The 16,724-nt window shown below is 64.5% G+C and carries 16 protein-coding genes and 1 pseudogene; 7 read left to right on the top strand and 10 right to left on the bottom strand.

Annotated features, from left to right (window positions below; translation table 11 throughout):
• Positions 1 to 8: 8 nt before the first annotated feature.
• Positions 9 to 581: a hypothetical protein gene (locus HQ325_RS15535; RefSeq protein ID WP_222630732.1), complete on the bottom strand. Its 573-nt coding sequence runs from the start codon at positions 579 to 581 to the stop codon at positions 9 to 11.
• Between the two features lie 164 nt (positions 582 to 745).
• Positions 746 to 1,213 (bottom strand): hypothetical protein, encoded by a 468-nt coding sequence (locus HQ325_RS15530; protein WP_222630731.1) that lies wholly within the window; start codon positions 1,211 to 1,213, stop codon positions 746 to 748.
• 400 nt (positions 1,214 to 1,613) lie between these two features.
• Between HQ325_RS15530 and HQ325_RS15525 the strand changes: the two genes are divergently transcribed.
• From HQ325_RS15525 to HQ325_RS15515, 3 genes are all read left to right on the top strand, one after another.
• Positions 1,614 to 3,503: a DEAD/DEAH box helicase gene (locus tag HQ325_RS15525; protein ID WP_261778150.1), complete on the top strand. Its 1,890-nt coding sequence runs from the start codon at positions 1,614 to 1,616 to the stop codon at positions 3,501 to 3,503.
• A 69-nt stretch (positions 3,504 to 3,572) separates the two neighbouring features.
• Entirely contained in the window at positions 3,573 to 3,923 is a 351-nt protein-coding gene (locus tag HQ325_RS15520; protein ID WP_222630726.1) for a ParD-like family protein, read from the top strand.
• Positions 3,924 to 3,927: 4 nt separating this feature from the next.
• Complete coding sequence (locus HQ325_RS15515; protein WP_222630724.1) at positions 3,928 to 4,503, top strand: zeta toxin family protein; 576 nt, start codon at positions 3,928 to 3,930, stop codon at positions 4,501 to 4,503.
• 4 nt (positions 4,504 to 4,507) lie between these two features.
• Here HQ325_RS15515 and HQ325_RS22870 read toward each other — a convergent pair whose 3' ends face one another.
• The 4 genes and pseudogenes from HQ325_RS22870 to HQ325_RS15495 form a co-directional block, all read right to left on the bottom strand.
• Complete coding sequence (locus tag HQ325_RS22870; RefSeq protein ID WP_222630722.1) at positions 4,508 to 5,878, bottom strand: cytochrome P450; 1,371 nt, start codon at positions 5,876 to 5,878, stop codon at positions 4,508 to 4,510.
• A 111-nt stretch (positions 5,879 to 5,989) separates the two neighbouring features.
• Positions 5,990 to 6,499, bottom strand: a complete 510-nt coding sequence (locus tag HQ325_RS15505; RefSeq protein WP_261778151.1) for a hypothetical protein — start codon at positions 6,497 to 6,499, stop codon at positions 5,990 to 5,992.
• 70 nt (positions 6,500 to 6,569) lie between these two features.
• Positions 6,570 to 7,169, bottom strand: a pseudogene (locus tag HQ325_RS15500) (transposase); the annotation flags it as partial.
• A gap of 94 nt (positions 7,170 to 7,263) precedes the next feature.
• Positions 7,264 to 7,575, bottom strand: a complete 312-nt coding sequence (locus HQ325_RS15495; protein WP_006247389.1) for a putative quinol monooxygenase — start codon at positions 7,573 to 7,575, stop codon at positions 7,264 to 7,266.
• Positions 7,576 to 7,682: 107 nt separating this feature from the next.
• Between HQ325_RS15495 and HQ325_RS15490 the strand changes: the two genes are divergently transcribed.
• The gene (locus tag HQ325_RS15490) at positions 7,683 to 8,624 is read left to right on the top strand and encodes a GlxA family transcriptional regulator (RefSeq protein WP_027504856.1); all 942 of its coding nucleotides are present in this window, start codon (positions 7,683 to 7,685) and stop codon (positions 8,622 to 8,624) included.
• A gap of 377 nt (positions 8,625 to 9,001) precedes the next feature.
• On the opposite strand, the gene HQ325_RS15485 is transcribed toward HQ325_RS15490, so the two are convergent.
• Entirely contained in the window at positions 9,002 to 9,391 is a 390-nt protein-coding gene (locus HQ325_RS15485; protein WP_200933818.1) for a DUF4440 domain-containing protein, read from the bottom strand.
• 711 nt (positions 9,392 to 10,102) lie between these two features.
• On the opposite strand from HQ325_RS15485, the gene HQ325_RS15480 reads away from it, so the two are divergent.
• On the top strand, positions 10,103 to 10,561 hold the full coding sequence (locus HQ325_RS15480; RefSeq protein ID WP_222630721.1) for a hypothetical protein: 459 nt from the start codon (positions 10,103 to 10,105) through the stop codon (positions 10,559 to 10,561).
• 105 nt (positions 10,562 to 10,666) lie between these two features.
• Here HQ325_RS15480 and HQ325_RS15475 read toward each other — a convergent pair whose 3' ends face one another.
• Together HQ325_RS15475 and HQ325_RS15470 are read right to left on the bottom strand one after the other, a co-directional pair.
• Positions 10,667 to 12,901 (bottom strand): NADP-dependent isocitrate dehydrogenase, encoded by a 2,235-nt coding sequence (locus HQ325_RS15475; RefSeq protein ID WP_222630720.1) that lies wholly within the window; start codon positions 12,899 to 12,901, stop codon positions 10,667 to 10,669.
• Positions 12,902 to 13,142: 241 nt separating this feature from the next.
• The gene (locus HQ325_RS15470) at positions 13,143 to 13,385 is read right to left on the bottom strand and encodes a type II toxin-antitoxin system Phd/YefM family antitoxin (protein WP_222630719.1); all 243 of its coding nucleotides are present in this window, start codon (positions 13,383 to 13,385) and stop codon (positions 13,143 to 13,145) included.
• 929 nt (positions 13,386 to 14,314) lie between these two features.
• Here HQ325_RS15470 and HQ325_RS15465 point away from each other — a divergent pair.
• On the top strand, positions 14,315 to 15,595 hold the full coding sequence (locus HQ325_RS15465) for a competence/damage-inducible protein A (RefSeq protein ID WP_222630718.1): 1,281 nt from the start codon (positions 14,315 to 14,317) through the stop codon (positions 15,593 to 15,595).
• 6 nt (positions 15,596 to 15,601) lie between these two features.
• Positions 15,602 to 16,300 (top strand): hypothetical protein, encoded by a 699-nt coding sequence (locus HQ325_RS22865; RefSeq protein ID WP_308014397.1) that lies wholly within the window; start codon positions 15,602 to 15,604, stop codon positions 16,298 to 16,300.
• A gap of 62 nt (positions 16,301 to 16,362) precedes the next feature.
• Here the strand turns inward: HQ325_RS22865 and HQ325_RS15455 are convergent, their stop codons facing one another.
• Complete coding sequence (locus tag HQ325_RS15455; protein ID WP_222630717.1) at positions 16,363 to 16,671, bottom strand: hypothetical protein; 309 nt, start codon at positions 16,669 to 16,671, stop codon at positions 16,363 to 16,365.
• Between the last annotated feature and the right edge of the window lie 53 nt (positions 16,672 to 16,724).

Raw genomic sequence — 16,724 nt, 5'->3', positions numbered from 1 at the left:
CAACAACGTCAGACGCGGGACACGAGCACTTCCGTCGACCCGTCGAAGGCACTTCCCGGTGGAGCTGTGGGTGGGGCGTAGTTGAAGCGGTACCGGGTCGGCTCACTCAGTCGAGTCCGCGCCCACTCTTGCGCCAAGGGCTGGACCGGGAAGGTCGAGACGATCTGGGTCTTCGAGCTCGTCACAAGTCCGTACACGACTGCGGTGGAACCGCTTCCGGGATCGGCCACGTAGACCGTGCGCATCGCGTTGACTGTGTCGACCACCTCGTCGAAGGCGAGGACGACTCGTGTGGTTCCGACCGGGTCGCTGAGCGCCGGCAGGACCGTGGATGCGACACGCTCCATCAGAGGCGTCTCAGATGCCGTCGGCTGGAGGTAAGTGGGTTCCTTGCCGAAGGCGACGGCCAGGTCGTTCGTGAGCCACCTCTGACGCTTCAGTCCGTACGGGGTGATCACCGTCGACAGCAGATAGCCGTACGTGTGCATCAGTCCCGCATGGCCGATGGGGAATTCGTAAGCACCGGGTAGGCCCCGGTGAAGCCAGGCGAAGGTTGCCTCGTCGAACACTGGTGCCTGCACGTTGTCGTCGATTACGGTCGACGCCGTCCAGTGGGCCAACTGCTCGACATCGTGCCGCGATGCAAGGACCTGCCTCACCAGCCATGGGGTGGGTGCGCTCGACTCATCCAGGTCGCCCGTCCTGCTGAGAAGTTCCGCAGTGGCGAACAGGCCGTCCTCGCCGGTCAAGCCAGCGGGAGAAGATAGTTGGTCACGTCGTCCCAGGTGGCGAATTTCTCGGTACCGAACGGGATCAGCTCACCCTCGAATGTCTCTGCACCGTTGGCACGTCGATCATCCACCAGGAAATCTCCCCGGTTGAGGTTCTTGTGGTGGGAGAGGATGAGGCGCTTGTAGGCCACCGACCCCGACTCGTAGCCCAGGTGCCACTGCACCCACTTGACCTTGTCGTGCCACGCCTGGGCGTTCTTCCACGGAGCGGTGGACAGAATGTAGGTATCAAAATGCTCAGCCAGCAATTTGTAGGCTTCCAACGCGCCGTCGATAGGCTTCATCAGCGAGAAGATGCGCGGAACCTCGTCCAGGTCTTTCTCGAAGCCGACGATCTCGGAGGGGTGCAGTCGGTCGATACCGGATTGGAAATTGACCAGCGTGTTGTCGAGGTCCACGTACAGAATCTTCTTGTCAAGCATGCGTCTCCCGGTGAGAGAAATGAGGGGGTTGCCGTCCGAGTGGAGGCAAATTCAACATAGCAGTGCGCACTGACACGGATGCGGACTCGATTGTTCACTCGCACATTCCACCGATTGCTCTGTGCACTGGCTGTGTCCACATCCAGGGGAAACCCAGTCGTTGGGCCCACCGCGCCCCCTGGCGTGCTGAGCAACGCAGGGACTGAGGTAGGCCCCCACACCGGGCCATGTCCAACCTTATGGCCACAAGGTTGGATATGGCCCGGTCGTATCCAACCTTGTCGACGGTGTCGGACGTCGATGCCACTCTCGGCAGTGCCTGGTTCCCACGGCACAGGACCCCACTCCCGCCGACGACCCTTGTCGTGACCACCAGTTGCGATCGGAGAGGATGTTCCCGATGCCACCACGTAGACGCTCCACCACGACTCGTACCGTGAAGGCCGGTCAGAGCAGCGCAGCCCGGAAGTTCGCCGGCACTGCCAAGAGGCCGACCAAGCGCCGCACACCCGCGAAGAAGACCGCAGCTCCGGACCTGCGCGTGCCCGACGCCGGTGAGCGCGTGTGGGTGCTGGACGTCCCCTTCGAGGATCGCTCCGCCGCGAGTGCTGCTGGAGCGCGCTGGTACCCCGGCCCACGAGTGTTCGCGTACTACGGCACCGAGTTGCCCGAGTACCTGCAGCCGTACGAGTCGATGCCGTACAGCCTGCAGCGGTGGCTCGAGGACGACGCCAACGAGACCTGGCGCCCCGAGACGGTGCATGCCCGTTCGCTGCTGCCCCGCGACACCCAGCTCGAATCGGTGCATCGGCAGCTCACTGCCCTCGAGGAGGGCTTCCCCTACTTCGCGCAGATGGACTCCACGGGCTTGGGCAAGACCCTGTCGGTGTGCGAGGCGGTGCGGCAGATGTCTGCTGCCGAGATCGGCACCGTCCTGGTCGTCGCACCGAAGGGAGCGCTGCCGGGGTGGCGTCGCACCATCGCGGACAGTGAGGCCGACGTCGAGCCCTCCGACCGTAAGCGCTGGCTCCTGGTCACCTACCAGTCGACGAAGAAGCTGCTGTCCGTCCCGCCCGACACCGATCTGGGGAAACGCAAACGGACACAGAACAAGCGAACAATCACACTCGGCGAACTGCGATTCGACATCGACGTCGTCATCGCCGACGAGTGCCATGCGTTGATGAACATCGAATCGCAGCAGTCGCAGATCGTGTGGCGCTACCAGGAAGCCGCGCGGTCGGTGGTGTGGATGTCCGCGACCCCCGGCTACCAGCCGCTGCACTTCGCCTACATGGCGCGCGCGATCGAGCAGTCACGCGGCGTCGAGATCATGGGCGACGACGACCAGCTCGGCTACGCCCTCACCGTGAAGTGGGCCAACTTCCTCGAAGAGTCCGGCTTCGCGATCAAGGCCGGCAAGGCGTCGACCGGGCTGGCCACGTGGCGCTGGGAGCCAGAAGATGCTGCCCGCCGCGAGCGCGATATCGCTGCCGTGCACGAGTGGTTGTCGGGAGGTGCTGTGCCGTGGTCGATCTCGCGACCGTCCCCGCCCACACCACGTGAACCGCTCGGGCAAGAACTGACCGCCGCGCAGAAGCGGCTGTACAACTCTGCATGGGTCGACTATCGCAAGGAGGTCGGACTGCCGATGTGGAAGGTGTCCGGCGGCAAGCGGGTGCTGCAGAAGAATCCGAGTGTTCGCGCTGCAACGCTGCGGTTCCGCCAGAAGTGTTCGTACCTCCGCATTCCCGCGTCCGCCGACCAAGTGCGCACGTGGGTGAAGGCCGGCAACCAGGTGTTCGTGTCGATGTTCTACCGCGAGTCCGTCGCCGCTCTCGCCGACGACTTGCGCGAGAGCGGGCTTGCCGTTGCGGTGGTCGACGGAAGCATGAGCAGTCCGGAGCAGGAGGCCGAGATCCGGCGCTTCCAGACAGGGGACGCCACCGTCATCGTGTCCACCACCACGAGCGCCATCAATCTGCACACCAACGAGATGCTGCTGCCCGAAGGCACGGCGTCCACCCTCGCGCCCCGGGTGACGCTGATCCACGACCCTCGGTGGACACCCATCGACATCCGCCAGATCGAGGGCCGCGCCAACCGCATCGACAAGGACCACAACCACACGACCTCCACCTGCTACTACGGCTACGCAGAGGGGACCGTCGAGGAGGAGATGGTGCTGACCGGAGTGGAGCGTATCGCCGACCTGGGATCGATCGTCGGGCAGGCTGATCTGATCGATCCGGAAGCGTTCCTGGCGGCTCGGGTTACTGCTGACAGCTAGTCATCATCCGGCAGTACATAGCTGTGGCAGATTGCTACACTAAGTGCACGACAACGAACGGAGCAGCTCATGGGTACGACGTCGTCACTACGGGTCGACGATGAACTGTATGCATCGGCGAAGCTGGTCGGCAGTGCGTCGAGCCGGAGCGCAGCCCAACAAATTGCACACTGGGCACTGGTCGGGCGTGAGATCGAGGCCTCACATCACATAGCCTCACGCGACATCGCCGGGGTATTGGCAGGTCGGCAGAACTACGACGCGCTCACCCCGCGAGAGCAGGCAGTCGTACGTGCGGAATGGTCCGAGCGAATCGACGCGATATCAGAAGGCCTGGATCTGCGCAGCGAATTCGAGGCAGAAGGACGGGCCTTCGTCGAATGCGACGAAGACGGCGCTGTGATCGAGCATCGTCCCTGACGCAATGACCCGCGACCCGGTTCTGCACCTGCTTGCCGGCCCGAACGGCGCCGGCAAGAGCACCTTCTTTGCTCGGGTGCTGGCGCCCGTCACTCATCTTCCCTTCGTCAACGCCGACGAGATCGCTACCGAGACCTGGCCCGGTGACGAACAAGCGCACGCGTACGACGCATCGAGGTTGGCCGCCGAACAGCGGGTGGCCTTACTCGCACAGGCCGCGTCGTTCGTCACCGAGACAGTCTTCTCGCATCCGTCGAAGCTCGATCTGATCGAGACGGCGAACGAGGCCGGGTACCTCGTCACACTTCATATCGTCGCCATTCCGGTCGACCTGGCCGTAGCCCGCGTCGTCAACCGCGTCGAGATCGGCGGTCATTCCGTGCCCGAGGCAAAGGTCCGTGAGCGATACGTGCGCCTGTGGCCCTTGGTTCGATCCGCGATCGATGTCGTCGAAAATGCCCGCGTCTACGACAATACCAACGCAAGCAACCCCTTTCGCGTTATCGCTCGTTACGACCATGGTCGACTGGTTGGGGACCCGTCATGGCCGTCGTGGGCTCCCGCCGCACTGATGACCTGACACCTCAGCCGCGCAGCGACACGTGCAGACCATGCTCGGATGCCGTGTGGATCGGATAGGTGTTGTCCAGGTGCGTCGTGTCCACCGCGGCGTCCGGGTACGCCTGAAGGAAGTCGTGGACGAACACCGCGATCATCGACGACGCGAACGACTTGCCAGGGCACGATCTCGGACCCTTCCCGAAGGGGATCACCAGCGGGGCGACGTGATCCATCGCGTGGGCGTTCAGTATCCGGTTCGGATCGAATGTCGGACCGTGAACCGCGTGCGCGGCATGAATGTTCGGCATCACCAGCGTATTACGGTGCAGATGGACACTGCCGTCACCGAGCGCGATGCGGCAGTCTTCGATCACCCGCCCGTTGAACACGGACCCGGGGGTGTCGATGCGCAACGCTTCCATCACGCACGCACGGACCACTGCAGAATCGCCCAACGACTCGACGGGGACAGCCGAGAAGGCGTCATTCCACTGCGTGTTGGCGGGATCGAGCAGATGCTTCAGCGTGGCGAGAATGGCCGTGCGCGTCGTGTCGACGCCGGCGATGAAGGACGTCGTGGTGTCGTCACGGACCATGGTCGACGAGAACCCCGAGATGCCGTGCAACCGCCTGATCTGGCCGGCGATGGTGTCGTCGAGCGGCGTATCCGCCAGAGCCGAGGCGTGCTGCAGAAGCGTCCGAGTGTTGATTCGCATCCACCGCTGCTCCCGCGAAAACGTCCACCGTTGCAGCCGTGGCTCGACTCTCATGGCATAGGTGTTCGCACAGCGTCGAAGGCGTAAGAAGTTGCCGTACATCGCATCCGCAAACGGCAGCGCCCCATGGGCGCCGCTCTCGTCGACATAGTCGATCACCGTCGTCGCCGCGTCACCCCACACTGCTTCCGCCACAGCGGTCCGGACGCACTCGGTGACGATCGGCCGCAGGTCGATGCTGTCGTCGTCCGCACGAACATGCGTCGGCAGTGCGCGCGTCATCGCTGCACGGGCGGACCCGGCGCTCGTCGCCACGATCATGTTGCGTTTGCGGTCGCGGAAACGGGGCTGTTGCGCAGAGGAGAAGGTCAGCGCTTCGGGGCTCAGCTGTCCGAACGAATACTGCGCGGCGGTGTCGCGATCGATGTGCACACCGGCGATCTTCGGGTTGACGATTGCTTCGATGGCCCGGCGCGACACCCCATACAGCTGCACTCGACTGCCACGCCAGGTACCGATGAAATCGGACTCTCGATCGTCGACGAACAGGTAGTCGCGCGAAAGCTTCTTGCCGAACGCGTCGGACACTTTCCGTTCCGACGACAACGGCAACGGTCCGCCGATGAAACGGATCCCTTGCCGTTGGTAGCTGGCGCGCTGAGCGAACACCGACGCCACGCCACCACGCTCCTCGACAGGGCCGGCTCTGCCACGAACCGGACTCAGCGTGACAGTAGTGCCCAGCAGGTCACCGCGCTTGGGATGATTCACAACCGGCGACGGCCGGCCTCACGGAACGGTCAGCAGGCCCAGCCCCGGGAACAGTGTTTCGGAGAACGGCGCGGGGAACTGTCGACTCTGAGTCACCACAACGGCGACCTGACCGGGTCCGGTATCTGACACGACGTCGAGCGGGAGCCCTCGGGCGCCGGCATTCGGATCGACAGCCGAGAGATCCTCGGAGGCCCAGTGGCGGAAGTCGACGGCGCCGGCCGCTCCCGTCGAGAGATTGCGCCACTGCACCGTCATCCACCGGTAGTTGTACTGGTAGTAGTACGGCTTGATGTCGGCGGCGGAGAACCGGACCGAGCCCGGTCTCTCCCCCACCGTCGCCTTGATCGGCGTGGTCTCGATGAGCCCGCCGGGCACGCTGACCGGGCCGATCTCCAGACCCGTCACGACGGGCACCTGCAAGATCGACGTCTGGGGTGCAGCGGATGCCGTTCCCGCGCCCACCCCCAGTAACACCGGGATCGCGAGTGCCAAGGCCACTGCCGCTCGACGCGTTGTCTGTCGCATGGTCATCACTCTGGCACCGTCAGGGAGAAAAAGACCGATCGTTTTGTGACTGTTACCGAGTCTTGATGGCTCATCCCAATCGGGGGTGTAGGAGTTGGGGTCTGAAGCCGCCGGTCTCGAGCAGGCTTCGGGCGATGTAGTTGGTCAGGTTGCGGAACCCGAGTGCGGAGCCGCGCAGGTGTTCGAGCCGTCCGTTGAGCGCCTCGGTCGGCCCGTTGCTGGTGCCGGGTCGTTCGAAGTAGGCGAGCACGTCGGCGGCTCGCTTCTTCAGGGTCCGGCCCAGGGTGGTGAGCTCGGTGAGCACCTTGGGGACGCCGGCGCTGAGGTCGGTGATCAGCTTCTCCATGAGCTCGCGGCCACGTTGCCGGTCCTCGTGGCGATAGGCGGCGATCATGCGCTGGTAGACACTCCAGGTCGCCTCGACCTCGACGTGAGCGTCATCAACGAACAGCGCGCGTAACCTGTCGCTCTGCTTGTCGGTAAGCAGGTCCGCGCCGGTGTGCAGCGTGCGCCGCGACTTGTAGAGCGGGTCGTCCCTGAACCCACGGTGCCCGTGGATCGCGAGTTGGACCCGGCGCCGACACCTGTCGAGGGCGTCACCGGCCAGGCGCACGACGTGGAAGGGATCCATCATCGTGACCGCGTCCGGGATCTCCTCTGGCCTCCTCGTGATCGGCCCGTCGGGGATCGTCAACGTGGTGCGGGTGTCGAGGCGATCGGGTCCGACGGCTCGGCGGGGCGCGATCGTCTCGTGCGTTGGCGGACTACGGGAGCTTGGACGCGAGGACGTCGGCCGCCAGGATCTCGGGTGCTGCGCCGAGGAGGTGCTGGTTGGCCATCAGGGCTGCGACGATGGCGCCGTTGGCGTGGGCGTCGCGAGCGGCCTCGTCGGGGAATGCATCGAAGATCCAGAAGGTGTCGGCGTGGGTCCTAGCCGCGAACCAGACAATCGTTCCTACTTCTTCGTTGGCGAGTGCGACAGCGCCGGCGAGCAGATCGGCGAGCGCGTCGTGCTGTCCATCGGCCGCGACGATCTTGGCGACGAAGGCATACGGAAGTGATGCGGGTGTGGACATGAGGGGTTCTCCTTGAAGTCGGGGTTCTTCGTGGGGCGAAGTCAGCGTATGACGAGCGAGGGCCGGTGGGGAGTGGCGTATACGACAGTATTGCTATTGTTCGCGCCATGCGTATCGGACTGATCGCGATCGACGGCTGCTTCGGTTCGGCTGTCGCGTCGGTCATCGACATCGTGCGGGTGGCCGACGGAGCCCGCGGCGATGTCGACCCGCGGATCGACCCGATCGAACTCGCCATCCTCGGACCGAAACGGCGAGTGACCACGACGGCATCGATGACCCTGTCGGTAGACCACCCGCTGTCGGAGTCCGGAGAGTTCGACGTGGTCGTCGTCCCTGCGCTTGGAACCCTCACCGCCGCCGCTACCAACGACGCCCTCCAGAGCCGAGATGCACGTTCGGTCATCGCCTCACTCGGGCGCCTCGACGACGCGACCACCCGGATCGCCGCGGCGTGCACCGGCGTGTTCGCCGTCGCCGAGACTGGACGGATGCATCATCGGCGGGCGACGACCAGCTGGTTCCTGGGGCCGGAGTTCCTGAAGCGCTATCCGACCGTCGCCCTCGATCTCGACACCATGGTCGTGGTCGACGGGAACCTCGTCACCGCCGGCGCCGCGTTCGCCCACATCGACCTCGCGCTCTCACTCGTGCGATCGATCAGCCCCGACCTGGCCCAACATGTCGCCAAGCTCCTCATCATCGACGAGCGTCCGTCGCAGGCGGCCTTCGTCGCCTACGAACATCTCCGGCACGAGGACCCGATCGTCGTCGAGTTCGAACGCTTCGTGCGCGCCCGCCTGGACGAACCGTTCAACGTCGCCTTTGTCGCGCAGTCGCTCGGCACCAGCCGGCGCACCCTCGAACGACGAGTCCGTGCGGCGCTCAACCTCACTCCGCTCGGCTTCGTCCAACGGCTTCGCATCGAACGAGCTCGGCACCTCTCAGCAACCACGGATCTCACCTCCGCCGAGATTGCGCTACGGGTCGGCTACGCGAACGCCGAGACTCTGCGCTCCCTCCTGCGCAGGGAGCGACGCCGTTCCTGACCTATCGCCATGCCTGTAGCCGGTGTCCTAGCGCTCGGTTGGAACCACCTCTCAGCACGTCGCGTCGACGCTCCTGCGTCGCCCCTGGACGACCCACTCGACACGCCCGCAGCACAGGCCATGTGACGTGCCCCGGCTTCCCGGACGGTCGGGGTTGGGTGGCTGTGATGTCGCTGCGTTCTCGTCGAGGGGGTCAGCAGACCCGATCAGGGTCGATTGGGATGAGCCGCGAAGGCGGTCAGGTCAGGGCGGCCGAAGCCGGCCGGCGGGGTAGCGTCGGACACGTCGAGGTCTTCGGATGGATGGCGTAGGAACCTCCATCGTCGGGAGACCTCGACGTCTATCTGCGGACCGACGCGCCCGGCCGACCTACACCGTCATCTGGGAAGAGCCGTCTTGATGTCTGCCGACCGCTTGCGGGCGACTGCTTGGATTGGAGTTCCCTGATGAAACAGCAGCGTCCACCCAGCATCTACCCTGCGCCACCACGAGCTTCGGCGCGCGTGACGACCCTCATGCCAGGTCTCGTAGGTCACGTGAACTATGTCGTCGGCGATCCTCCGGCCGTTGAAGTTCGCGCTCTTGATGGGCTCGGACTCGGGCGCGTCGATCAGCGCCGCAATCATCTCGCGCCGCGTCCACAGCCGACCCGACGCGCCGATCTCCTCGAACGACGGGTCAAGCAGTCGGTCGAGTTCAGTTTGCGATGAGCGCGTCGCCGGATCGAGTAGTGCCTTCTCCAGACCGATCACGTGCTCGATCGCCATGTCTCTCATCACATGATCGTGGACTATCGACCCCGGTTTCCGGGGGCAGATTTCCACTATCAGGTCCTGTCGTACGCCGGCCGTACTCTCCGAGCACACGATCCTGGGGGGGACCTGATGAGTAAGAGCCAACGTAGGGCCAAGGCCGAAAAGCGCACCGCGCAAAGACGGCCGGCATTGTGCTGGCACGACGTGCTGAAACGTTTCGCCGAATGGTTGGTGCGGTCAGGCTGCACCACAGACCCGTTGGCGGCATATTCGACGGCGATGGCAGTCGACCGATCCAGGCGCGAACACGACATCCTGGTCGCGGGATCCGACATACCACTGGAGTTGTTCGACACAGACGTGTACGCCGACGACTGCGGACACAGACCGTGGTCACCCGACGACACTGTCGATGCGCTCGATCTCTTCGCGAGATTCATTGTCGAAGAACGTGTTTCGCCGACACAGACAAACGACCTCGCGGAGATGGTCGGGGTTTCCCCGCCACGCATGGCACCGGTCCCGCGACGTCGCTCGGCACCCCTCGGTCCGACCACCCTGACGTCTCACGTCCGGCGGGTTGCTGCCTGGTGCGAAGACAACGGCAGCGTTCCCGACCCCTGCTTCGCACACCCGCGCTCGAGCAGGCAGCTTCGAGACGCCCTGGGCCCGACCGGTGAAGGCGACACCCTCAGCGAACTGCTGTCGACGGTGACCTACCAGGTGGTTATCGCGACCGCGTTGGGAGTGGGCGTCCTGCGCAACGAGGATCAAACAATCCGAGCAGGCGACGCGTTCAATCACTGGCTCTCGGCACCGAGCGAGGAGTGGAGACGCCGAAGTCTCGTCGAGGCCTACATCGCGTGCCTGGAACCCGTTGTCGCACCAGACGGAGCCTCGTTGCAGCGCGAGATGACCGCAGCATGCGCCGCACTATGGTTCATCCTCGTTCGTTCCCTGGTCGACGACCCGGCACATGACGGCGAAGCTTTCGACACGGGCATCGACACCGACGTCGAGAAAGTCAGCGCGTGGGTGTTCATGCGACTGGCCACCATGGTCGACCTCGGACTGATCGTCCCGGTGAACGGACAGTTCTGTGTTCCGGACTCCCACGCGCCGGCACTTATCGAGGCGCTCGATCGTCGTCGTCTCGACACCTCGACGCCGGCGGATCTCTAGCGTCGATCCTGATCGTGGACTTCGGACCCCGCTTTCCGGGGTCCATAGTCCACACATGACTCTGGCCCATGCACGTCACGCGTGCATGGGCCAGAAGGTCGAGAACTACTTGGTCGCAGACTCCAGAGCCTGATTGAACGTCTTGCTCGGGCGCATGATCGACGTCGCCTTCTCGGGATCCGGGTAGTAGTACCCGCCGATGTCGACGGGCTCACCCTGCGCGTCGCCGAGCTCCTTGACGATGGCCTCTTCCTGATCGGCCAGCGTCTTGGCGAGCGGCGCGAAGTGCTTGGCCAGCTCCTCGTCCTCGGTCTGATTCGCCAGCTCCTGCGCCCAGAACTTGGCCAGGTAGAACTGGCTGCCGCGGTTGTCGAGCTCGCCGGTGGTGCGCGACGGACCCTTGTTCTCCTCGAGCAGCTTGCCGGTCGCGGCATCGAGGGCCTTGCCCAGGACGTTCGCCTTGCCACCGGTCTTCTTGCCCAGGTCCTCGAGGCTGACGGCCAGCGCGAGGAACTCGCCGAGCGAGTCCCAGCGGAGGTGGTTCTCCTCGATGAGCTGCTTGACGTGCTTCGGCGCGGAACCGCCGGCGCCCGTCTCGTACAGTCCGCCGCCGGCCATCAGGGGAACAATGGACAGCATCTTGGCGCTGGTGCCGAGCTCGAGGATCGGGAACAGGTCCGTGAGGTAGTCGCGGAGGATGTTGCCGGTCGCGGAGATCGTGTCCAGGCCACGGACGACGCGCTCGAGCGTGTACCGCATCGCGCGGACCTGCGACATGATCTGGATGTCGAGGCCCTCGGTGTCGTGATCCTTCAGGTACGTGCGCACCTTCTTGATCAGCTCGTTCTCGTGGGGGCGGTACGGGTCGAGCCAGAAGAGCACCGGCATCCCGGAGTCACGCGCACGGTTCACCGCGAGCTTGACCCAGTCCTGGATCGGCGCGTCCTTGACGATGCAGAGGCGCCAGATGTCGCCCTTCTCGACGTTCTGCGTGAGCATGACCTCGCCGGTCGCCACGTCGACGATGTTCGCGACGGCGTCCTCTTCGATCTCGAAGGTCTTGTCGTGCGAGCCGTACTCCTCGGCCTTCTGCGCCATGAGGCCGACGTTGGGAACGGTGCCCATGGTCGTCGGGTCGAACTGGCCGTTCGTCTTACAGAAGTTCACCATCTCCTGGTAGATGCGGGAGAAGGTCGACTCCGGGTTGACGGCCTTGGTGTCCTTGGGACGGCCGTCGGCTCCCCACATCTTGCCGCCGGCGCGAATCATCGCGGGCATGGAGGCGTCGACGATGACGTCGCTGGGAGAGTGGAAGTTGGAGATGCCGCGTGCCGAGTCGACCATGGCCAGCTCGGGTCGGTGCTCGTGGCACTTGTGCAGATCCTCGACGATCTCGTCGCGCTTCGACGCCGGGAGGGTGTCGATCTTGCTGTACAGATCGGAGAGGCCGTTGTTGACGTTGACGCCGAGCTCCTCGAAGAGCTCGTTGTGCTTGGCGAAGGCGTCCTTGTAGAAAACGCGCACCGCGTGACCGAAGACGATGGGGTGCGAGACCCGCATCATCGTGGCCTTGACGTGCAGGGAGAACATGACGCCGGTCTCGTAGGCGTCCTGCATCTGCTCTTCGTAGAACTTGTCCAGCGCCTTGGCGCTCATGAACATGCTGTCGATGACGTCGCCGTCGGTCAGCGAGACCTTCGGCTTCAGAACGACGGTCTTGCCGCTCTTCGTCTCGAGCTCCATCTTGACCTCGCGGTCGCCCTCGACGGTCATCGACTTCTCACCGTGGTAGAAATCGCCCTCGCGCATGTGCGCGACATGCGTGCGCGACGCCGGCGACCACTCGGTCATGCTGTGCGGGTGCTTGCGCGCGTACTCCTTCACGGCCTTCGGCGCGCGGCGATCGGAGTTGCCCTCACGGAGGACTGGGTTGACGGCGCTACCGAGGCACTTGGTGTAGCGGTCGCGGATCTCCCGCTCCTCGTCCGTCTTCGGGTTGCCCGGGAAGTCGGGGATCTTGTAGCCCTTGTCCTGCAGTTCCTTGATCGCGGCGTGCAGCTGCGGTACCGAGGCACTGATGTTGGGGAGCTTGATGATGTTCGTGTCGGGCAGCTGGGTCAGCTTGCCGAGCTCGGCCAAATTGTCCGGAACCCGTTGACCCTCGTCCAGGTAGTCGGGGAACTCGGCGAGGATGCGACTGGCAACGGAGATGTCGCTCGACTCCACCTCGATCCCGGCTGCGCTGGCGAAAGTGCGGATGACCGGCAGGAACGCGTGAGTCGCCAGCATGGGCGCCTCGTCGGTCAGGGTGTAGATGATGGTCGGCTTTTTCTCAGTCATTGCAGGTCTTGCCTCGTTTTCCGTCTGCTCGACGTCGTCTGTCCTTGTGGGCTCGGGAACAACTTTAGTCGTGCAGGGCTGTGTTGTGGCGACCCCGGTAGGACCGGCCGCGTGTGCGCTGCGGCATAGCTGACCAGCGTGGGAGGCCGGGGCCGAAGCTACTGATCGGTAACGTCAACCACTGGTCGCGAATCCACCGCCGAATCGATCTCCGATAACGACGCTCGTGTCGAGATCGTTCTCATCGAGTCCACGGATTGTGAACCATGTCGTTCTTCTCGCCGAGATCATCAGCCGACGTATGGTCCGTCGGGGTGTCGAAGACGTCCTCGATATCGGAGTAGCGAGTCCACTGCTTCGAGACGGGACCGAGCACTGCTGCGGGACGTCCCGACACCGTGATCAAGAGCGTCTCACCGGCTTCGGCCCGCTCGACGTAGTCGGAAGCGTGCTGCCGGAGTTCTCTTGAGCCGATGGTGTCCATGACACGGGGTAGGACTCTGCTACTCAACCTCGAAGATGCTCGCAGCATGCAAGAGAGCAGGCAACGATACGAGTCAGGACCCCTTGCCCGACGCAGACTCGACAGCGCCGGCAAGTTCGGTGAACGAACACCTGACGGGGTCACGCGACAATAGGCTTCCCAACGCAACGGACCTTTGATCTCCGAACGCAGAGTTCACGTGCTGTGTGGACATTACGTAGAAGTCCCATTGGTCCATGTCGAGTGGATCGGCGGTGGACCGATCAGTCTGCTTGAAAACGCAAAAGACGTAGACGTCGGCTTGCCGCTTACGCTCCTCGGAGATTGTGTTCGTCTTCGCGTCCCAACCGTTCGTCGGCTGGATCCCGAAGCTGATTTTTGACAACTTCTCCTGCCTCCAACTCTGGAGATAAGCCGAGGATTTCACCTCGACGCGAACCCCTCCTTCAGTCACCAGGTCAGAAGCATCCCACTCGACTCGGACTCCATTGGCTACGCATCCGAGAGCGAGTCCGACGATGTACTCAGCGAGAACACCGCGCTGGGCGTTGCCAATCAGATCTGAGCATGCCCAACGCCAGAACTGACGGAGGTCCGATCCAATCGATTGACCTTGCTGCGTGAAAGGCTCGTCACCGGTTTTCGGTGTAGCCACGATTGGGTCGGGGTGGTTCATGAGTTCGGCTCGGTCACTCGGTCATCACATCATCTTCAAAGTTGCCGGGGCCAGCGTTTGTACTCGTCTGCCGCCCACGACACATCATCCGCGGCCGATTGGCGATCACTGAAGGTTCGGCGGCCGCAGCTTGACCTTCCAAGGTGCGCTCCCGCTCTGGGCGCTGAAGAGAGGCATCGGGCCCGTGCAGTTGGGCGAGTCGGGCGTCATGACCCCCGGTCGGACCTGACCGCGGCCGCCGTAGTGTCGAACCATGGCAGTGCGCGCGGGTGTGGTGGTCACGGGTAGCGAGGTTCTGGCCGGGCGGGTCAGCGACCGCAACGGCCCCTGGGTGGCGCGGCAACTCCTGCAGATGGGGGTCGACGTCGCCCACCTGACGGTGTGCGGTGACCGGCCGGCCGATCTGACGGCCCAGGTCCAGTTCCTCGCCGACCAGCACGTCGACCTCATCATCACGACCGGCGGCCTCGGCCCGACAGCGGACGACCTCACCGTCGAGACCGTCGCCGCACTCTACGGCCGCGAGATGCACCTCGACGTCGAACTCGAAGGCCGCATCACGGCCATCGTCGAGCGCTGGCGCAGTCGGCTCGGTAGTGTCGCCGACTCCGAACCACTGCGAGCGGGCGTACGCAAGCAGGCGATGGTTCCCGCCGGAGCGCAGTCGATCTCGCCGACAGGCACGGCACCGGGCGTGGCGATGGCCGACGACTCGGGCACCCTCCCCACGGTCCTTATCCTTCCGGGCCCGCCCTCCGAACTGCAGTCGATGTGGCCGGAAGCGGTAGAGAGCGCACCCGTCGCCACAGTGCTCGCGCGGAGGACGTCGGTCACCGAAGACACCATCCGGGCCTACGGATTGTCGGAGGCCAACCTCGCCGCGACCTTGCGTACCGCTGAGAGCTCGATTGCCGGGTTCGGCGATCTGGCGATCACGACCTGCCTGTCTGGCGGTGAACTCGAGATGGTCACTCGCTATGAGGAGTCCGCGGCCGGCGCCTACTCCGGCGTGCTGGCGCTCATCGAGCAACACCATGGCGCGCAGATCTTCTCGACCGACGGATCCACCATCGACGACATCGTGGCGACTTGTTCTGGTGGTCGCCGCATCGCGACGGCGGAATCATGCACCGGCGGCATGATCGCCGCGCGGCTCACCGATCGGGCGGGCTCGTCGGCATACGTGGTCGGCGGCGTGGTGTCGTACGCCAACGAGGTGAAAATCGGATCACTCGACGTCCCAGCAGCCATGATCGAGGAGCACGGCGCCGTCAGCGAACCAGTGGCGGCCCGCATGGCCGAAGGAGCACTACATCGCGTCGGCGCCGATGTCGCCGTCTCGACCAGCGGTGTCGCGGGGCCGGGCGGCGGAACGGAGAGCAAGCCCGTGGGCACGGTGTGCTTCGGCATCGCTGCCACGGGCCGACCGACCGTCACCCGGACGCTGCGGCTACCCGGTGATCGTGCGAGTGTCCGCGCACTCTCGGTCACCGTGGCGATGCACATGCTCGCGGATGCACTGAGCGACGCCTGAGCGTCGATGGACACCACCCCGGCACTCCCCCGCTGGCAGTTCGCGTCGGATGATCTCCTCACGCGCTACGTCGTGGTCACCGACGAGGACATGCGCGGCTGGTTCATCCACACCCACCATGTCGACAGCACAACTGACACGTCTCGGTTCAACGAGCAGCCGGGGCTTGTCGACGACTCCGGTCGGGTGTTCTTTGGCGACGACGGGCCCACGCAGGTGTGGGCCGCAGAGATCGATGCCGCAGCTTTGCTGATCAGTCTCGAAACGCCGACGGGCGTCCTGCTCGAGGTCGACCAGTGGGACGCGATGACCGCGTGGCTCGTCGAGTCGATGCAGGACGAACCGGCCGGGCTCGTCATCGATCTCGGCCCCAACACCGACATCCCCGATGACGAGCTCGACGACATCGAGCTCATCACAGCACAGCTCCATCGTCTGGATGACGGTGTGGTGATGGTGCGCCGGTCGCGTCGCATCCTGCACACGCTCCGCTTCGCGGACCATTCCGTGCAGGGACTGGTTCTCGACCGATGGCACCACGACGGGCATTTCGACGACTGCACCGATGGGTACCTGTTCAGCCGCGATCTAGCCCTCGCGGCCGGCGCATGTGTCGCCTGGGTGCGTGATGCCGGCGGTGTCGAAGCCGCTGATCGGCTCGGGTGTTCGTTCGACTTCGCGGACGAGCTACCTCGACAGGCATGATGCCCTGCAGTCGACGCCTATCCACCACTGCGCGCAGTCGAGAACCTGAGGCTGACCGCGAGTCATCCACGTCCAGTGATGCGCAGTCCCCGCCACCCCGCCGCAGCGGACGCCACGGCCCCGGCTGCTCCCCCGATCACCGGATAACTCCACCAGGGAACCGGGAGCGCGTTCCACCATCCAGAGCCGGCGTGGTCGAGCGTCAGGGTGGTCGAGTAGCTCCTCGTCATCTCGACGCCACGCAACGGCGCGTAGGCGCCGTCGTAGATCACCTCGCTCTGATCACGATAAAGTGCGAACCCTTCGACACCCAGGAAAACCAAGCCGATCACGACGCCCGCAAGGGCGCCCCACAGAACGAGAGTGCGCACGCAGCACCCTAACCGGCGTCACGCCGTGCGCGGCTTCTCTACGCCGCAGCGGT

The organism is Rhodococcus sp. BP-349, assembly GCF_019835845.1.
Classification (GTDB): Bacteria; Actinomycetota; Actinomycetes; order Mycobacteriales; family Mycobacteriaceae; genus Rhodococcoides.
This window is presented reverse-complemented; position numbering and strand designations above follow the sequence as displayed.

Bases quoted from the DNA above. Each gene is read 5' to 3' on its own strand.
- HQ325_RS15495 (WP_006247389.1), bottom strand. From the start codon at position 7,575: ATGTCCACACCCGCATCACTTCCGTATGCCTTCGTCGCCAAGATCGTC.
- HQ325_RS15465 (WP_222630718.1), top strand. From the start codon at position 14,315: ATGGCAGTGCGCGCGGGTGTGGTGGTCACGGGTAGCGAGGTTCTGGCC.
- HQ325_RS15470 (WP_222630719.1), bottom strand. From the start codon at position 13,385: ATGGACACCATCGGCTCAAGAGAACTCCGGCAGCACGCTTCCGACTAC.
- HQ325_RS15515 (WP_222630724.1), top strand. From the start codon at position 3,928: ATGACCCGCGACCCGGTTCTGCACCTGCTTGCCGGCCCGAACGGCGCC.
- HQ325_RS15520 (WP_222630726.1), top strand. From the start codon at position 3,573: ATGGGTACGACGTCGTCACTACGGGTCGACGATGAACTGTATGCATCG.
- HQ325_RS15505 (WP_261778151.1), bottom strand. From the start codon at position 6,499: ATGCGACAGACAACGCGTCGAGCGGCAGTGGCCTTGGCACTCGCGATC.
- HQ325_RS15525 (WP_261778150.1), top strand. From the start codon at position 1,614: ATGCCACCACGTAGACGCTCCACCACGACTCGTACCGTGAAGGCCGGT.
- HQ325_RS22865 (WP_308014397.1), top strand. From the start codon at position 15,602: ATGGACACCACCCCGGCACTCCCCCGCTGGCAGTTCGCGTCGGATGAT.
- HQ325_RS15490 (WP_027504856.1), top strand. From the start codon at position 7,683: ATGCGTATCGGACTGATCGCGATCGACGGCTGCTTCGGTTCGGCTGTC.
- HQ325_RS15475 (WP_222630720.1), bottom strand. From the start codon at position 12,901: ATGACTGAGAAAAAGCCGACCATCATCTACACCCTGACCGACGAGGCG.
- HQ325_RS15485 (WP_200933818.1), bottom strand. From the start codon at position 9,391: ATGGCGATCGAGCACGTGATCGGTCTGGAGAAGGCACTACTCGATCCG.
- HQ325_RS15530 (WP_222630731.1), bottom strand. From the start codon at position 1,213: ATGCTTGACAAGAAGATTCTGTACGTGGACCTCGACAACACGCTGGTC.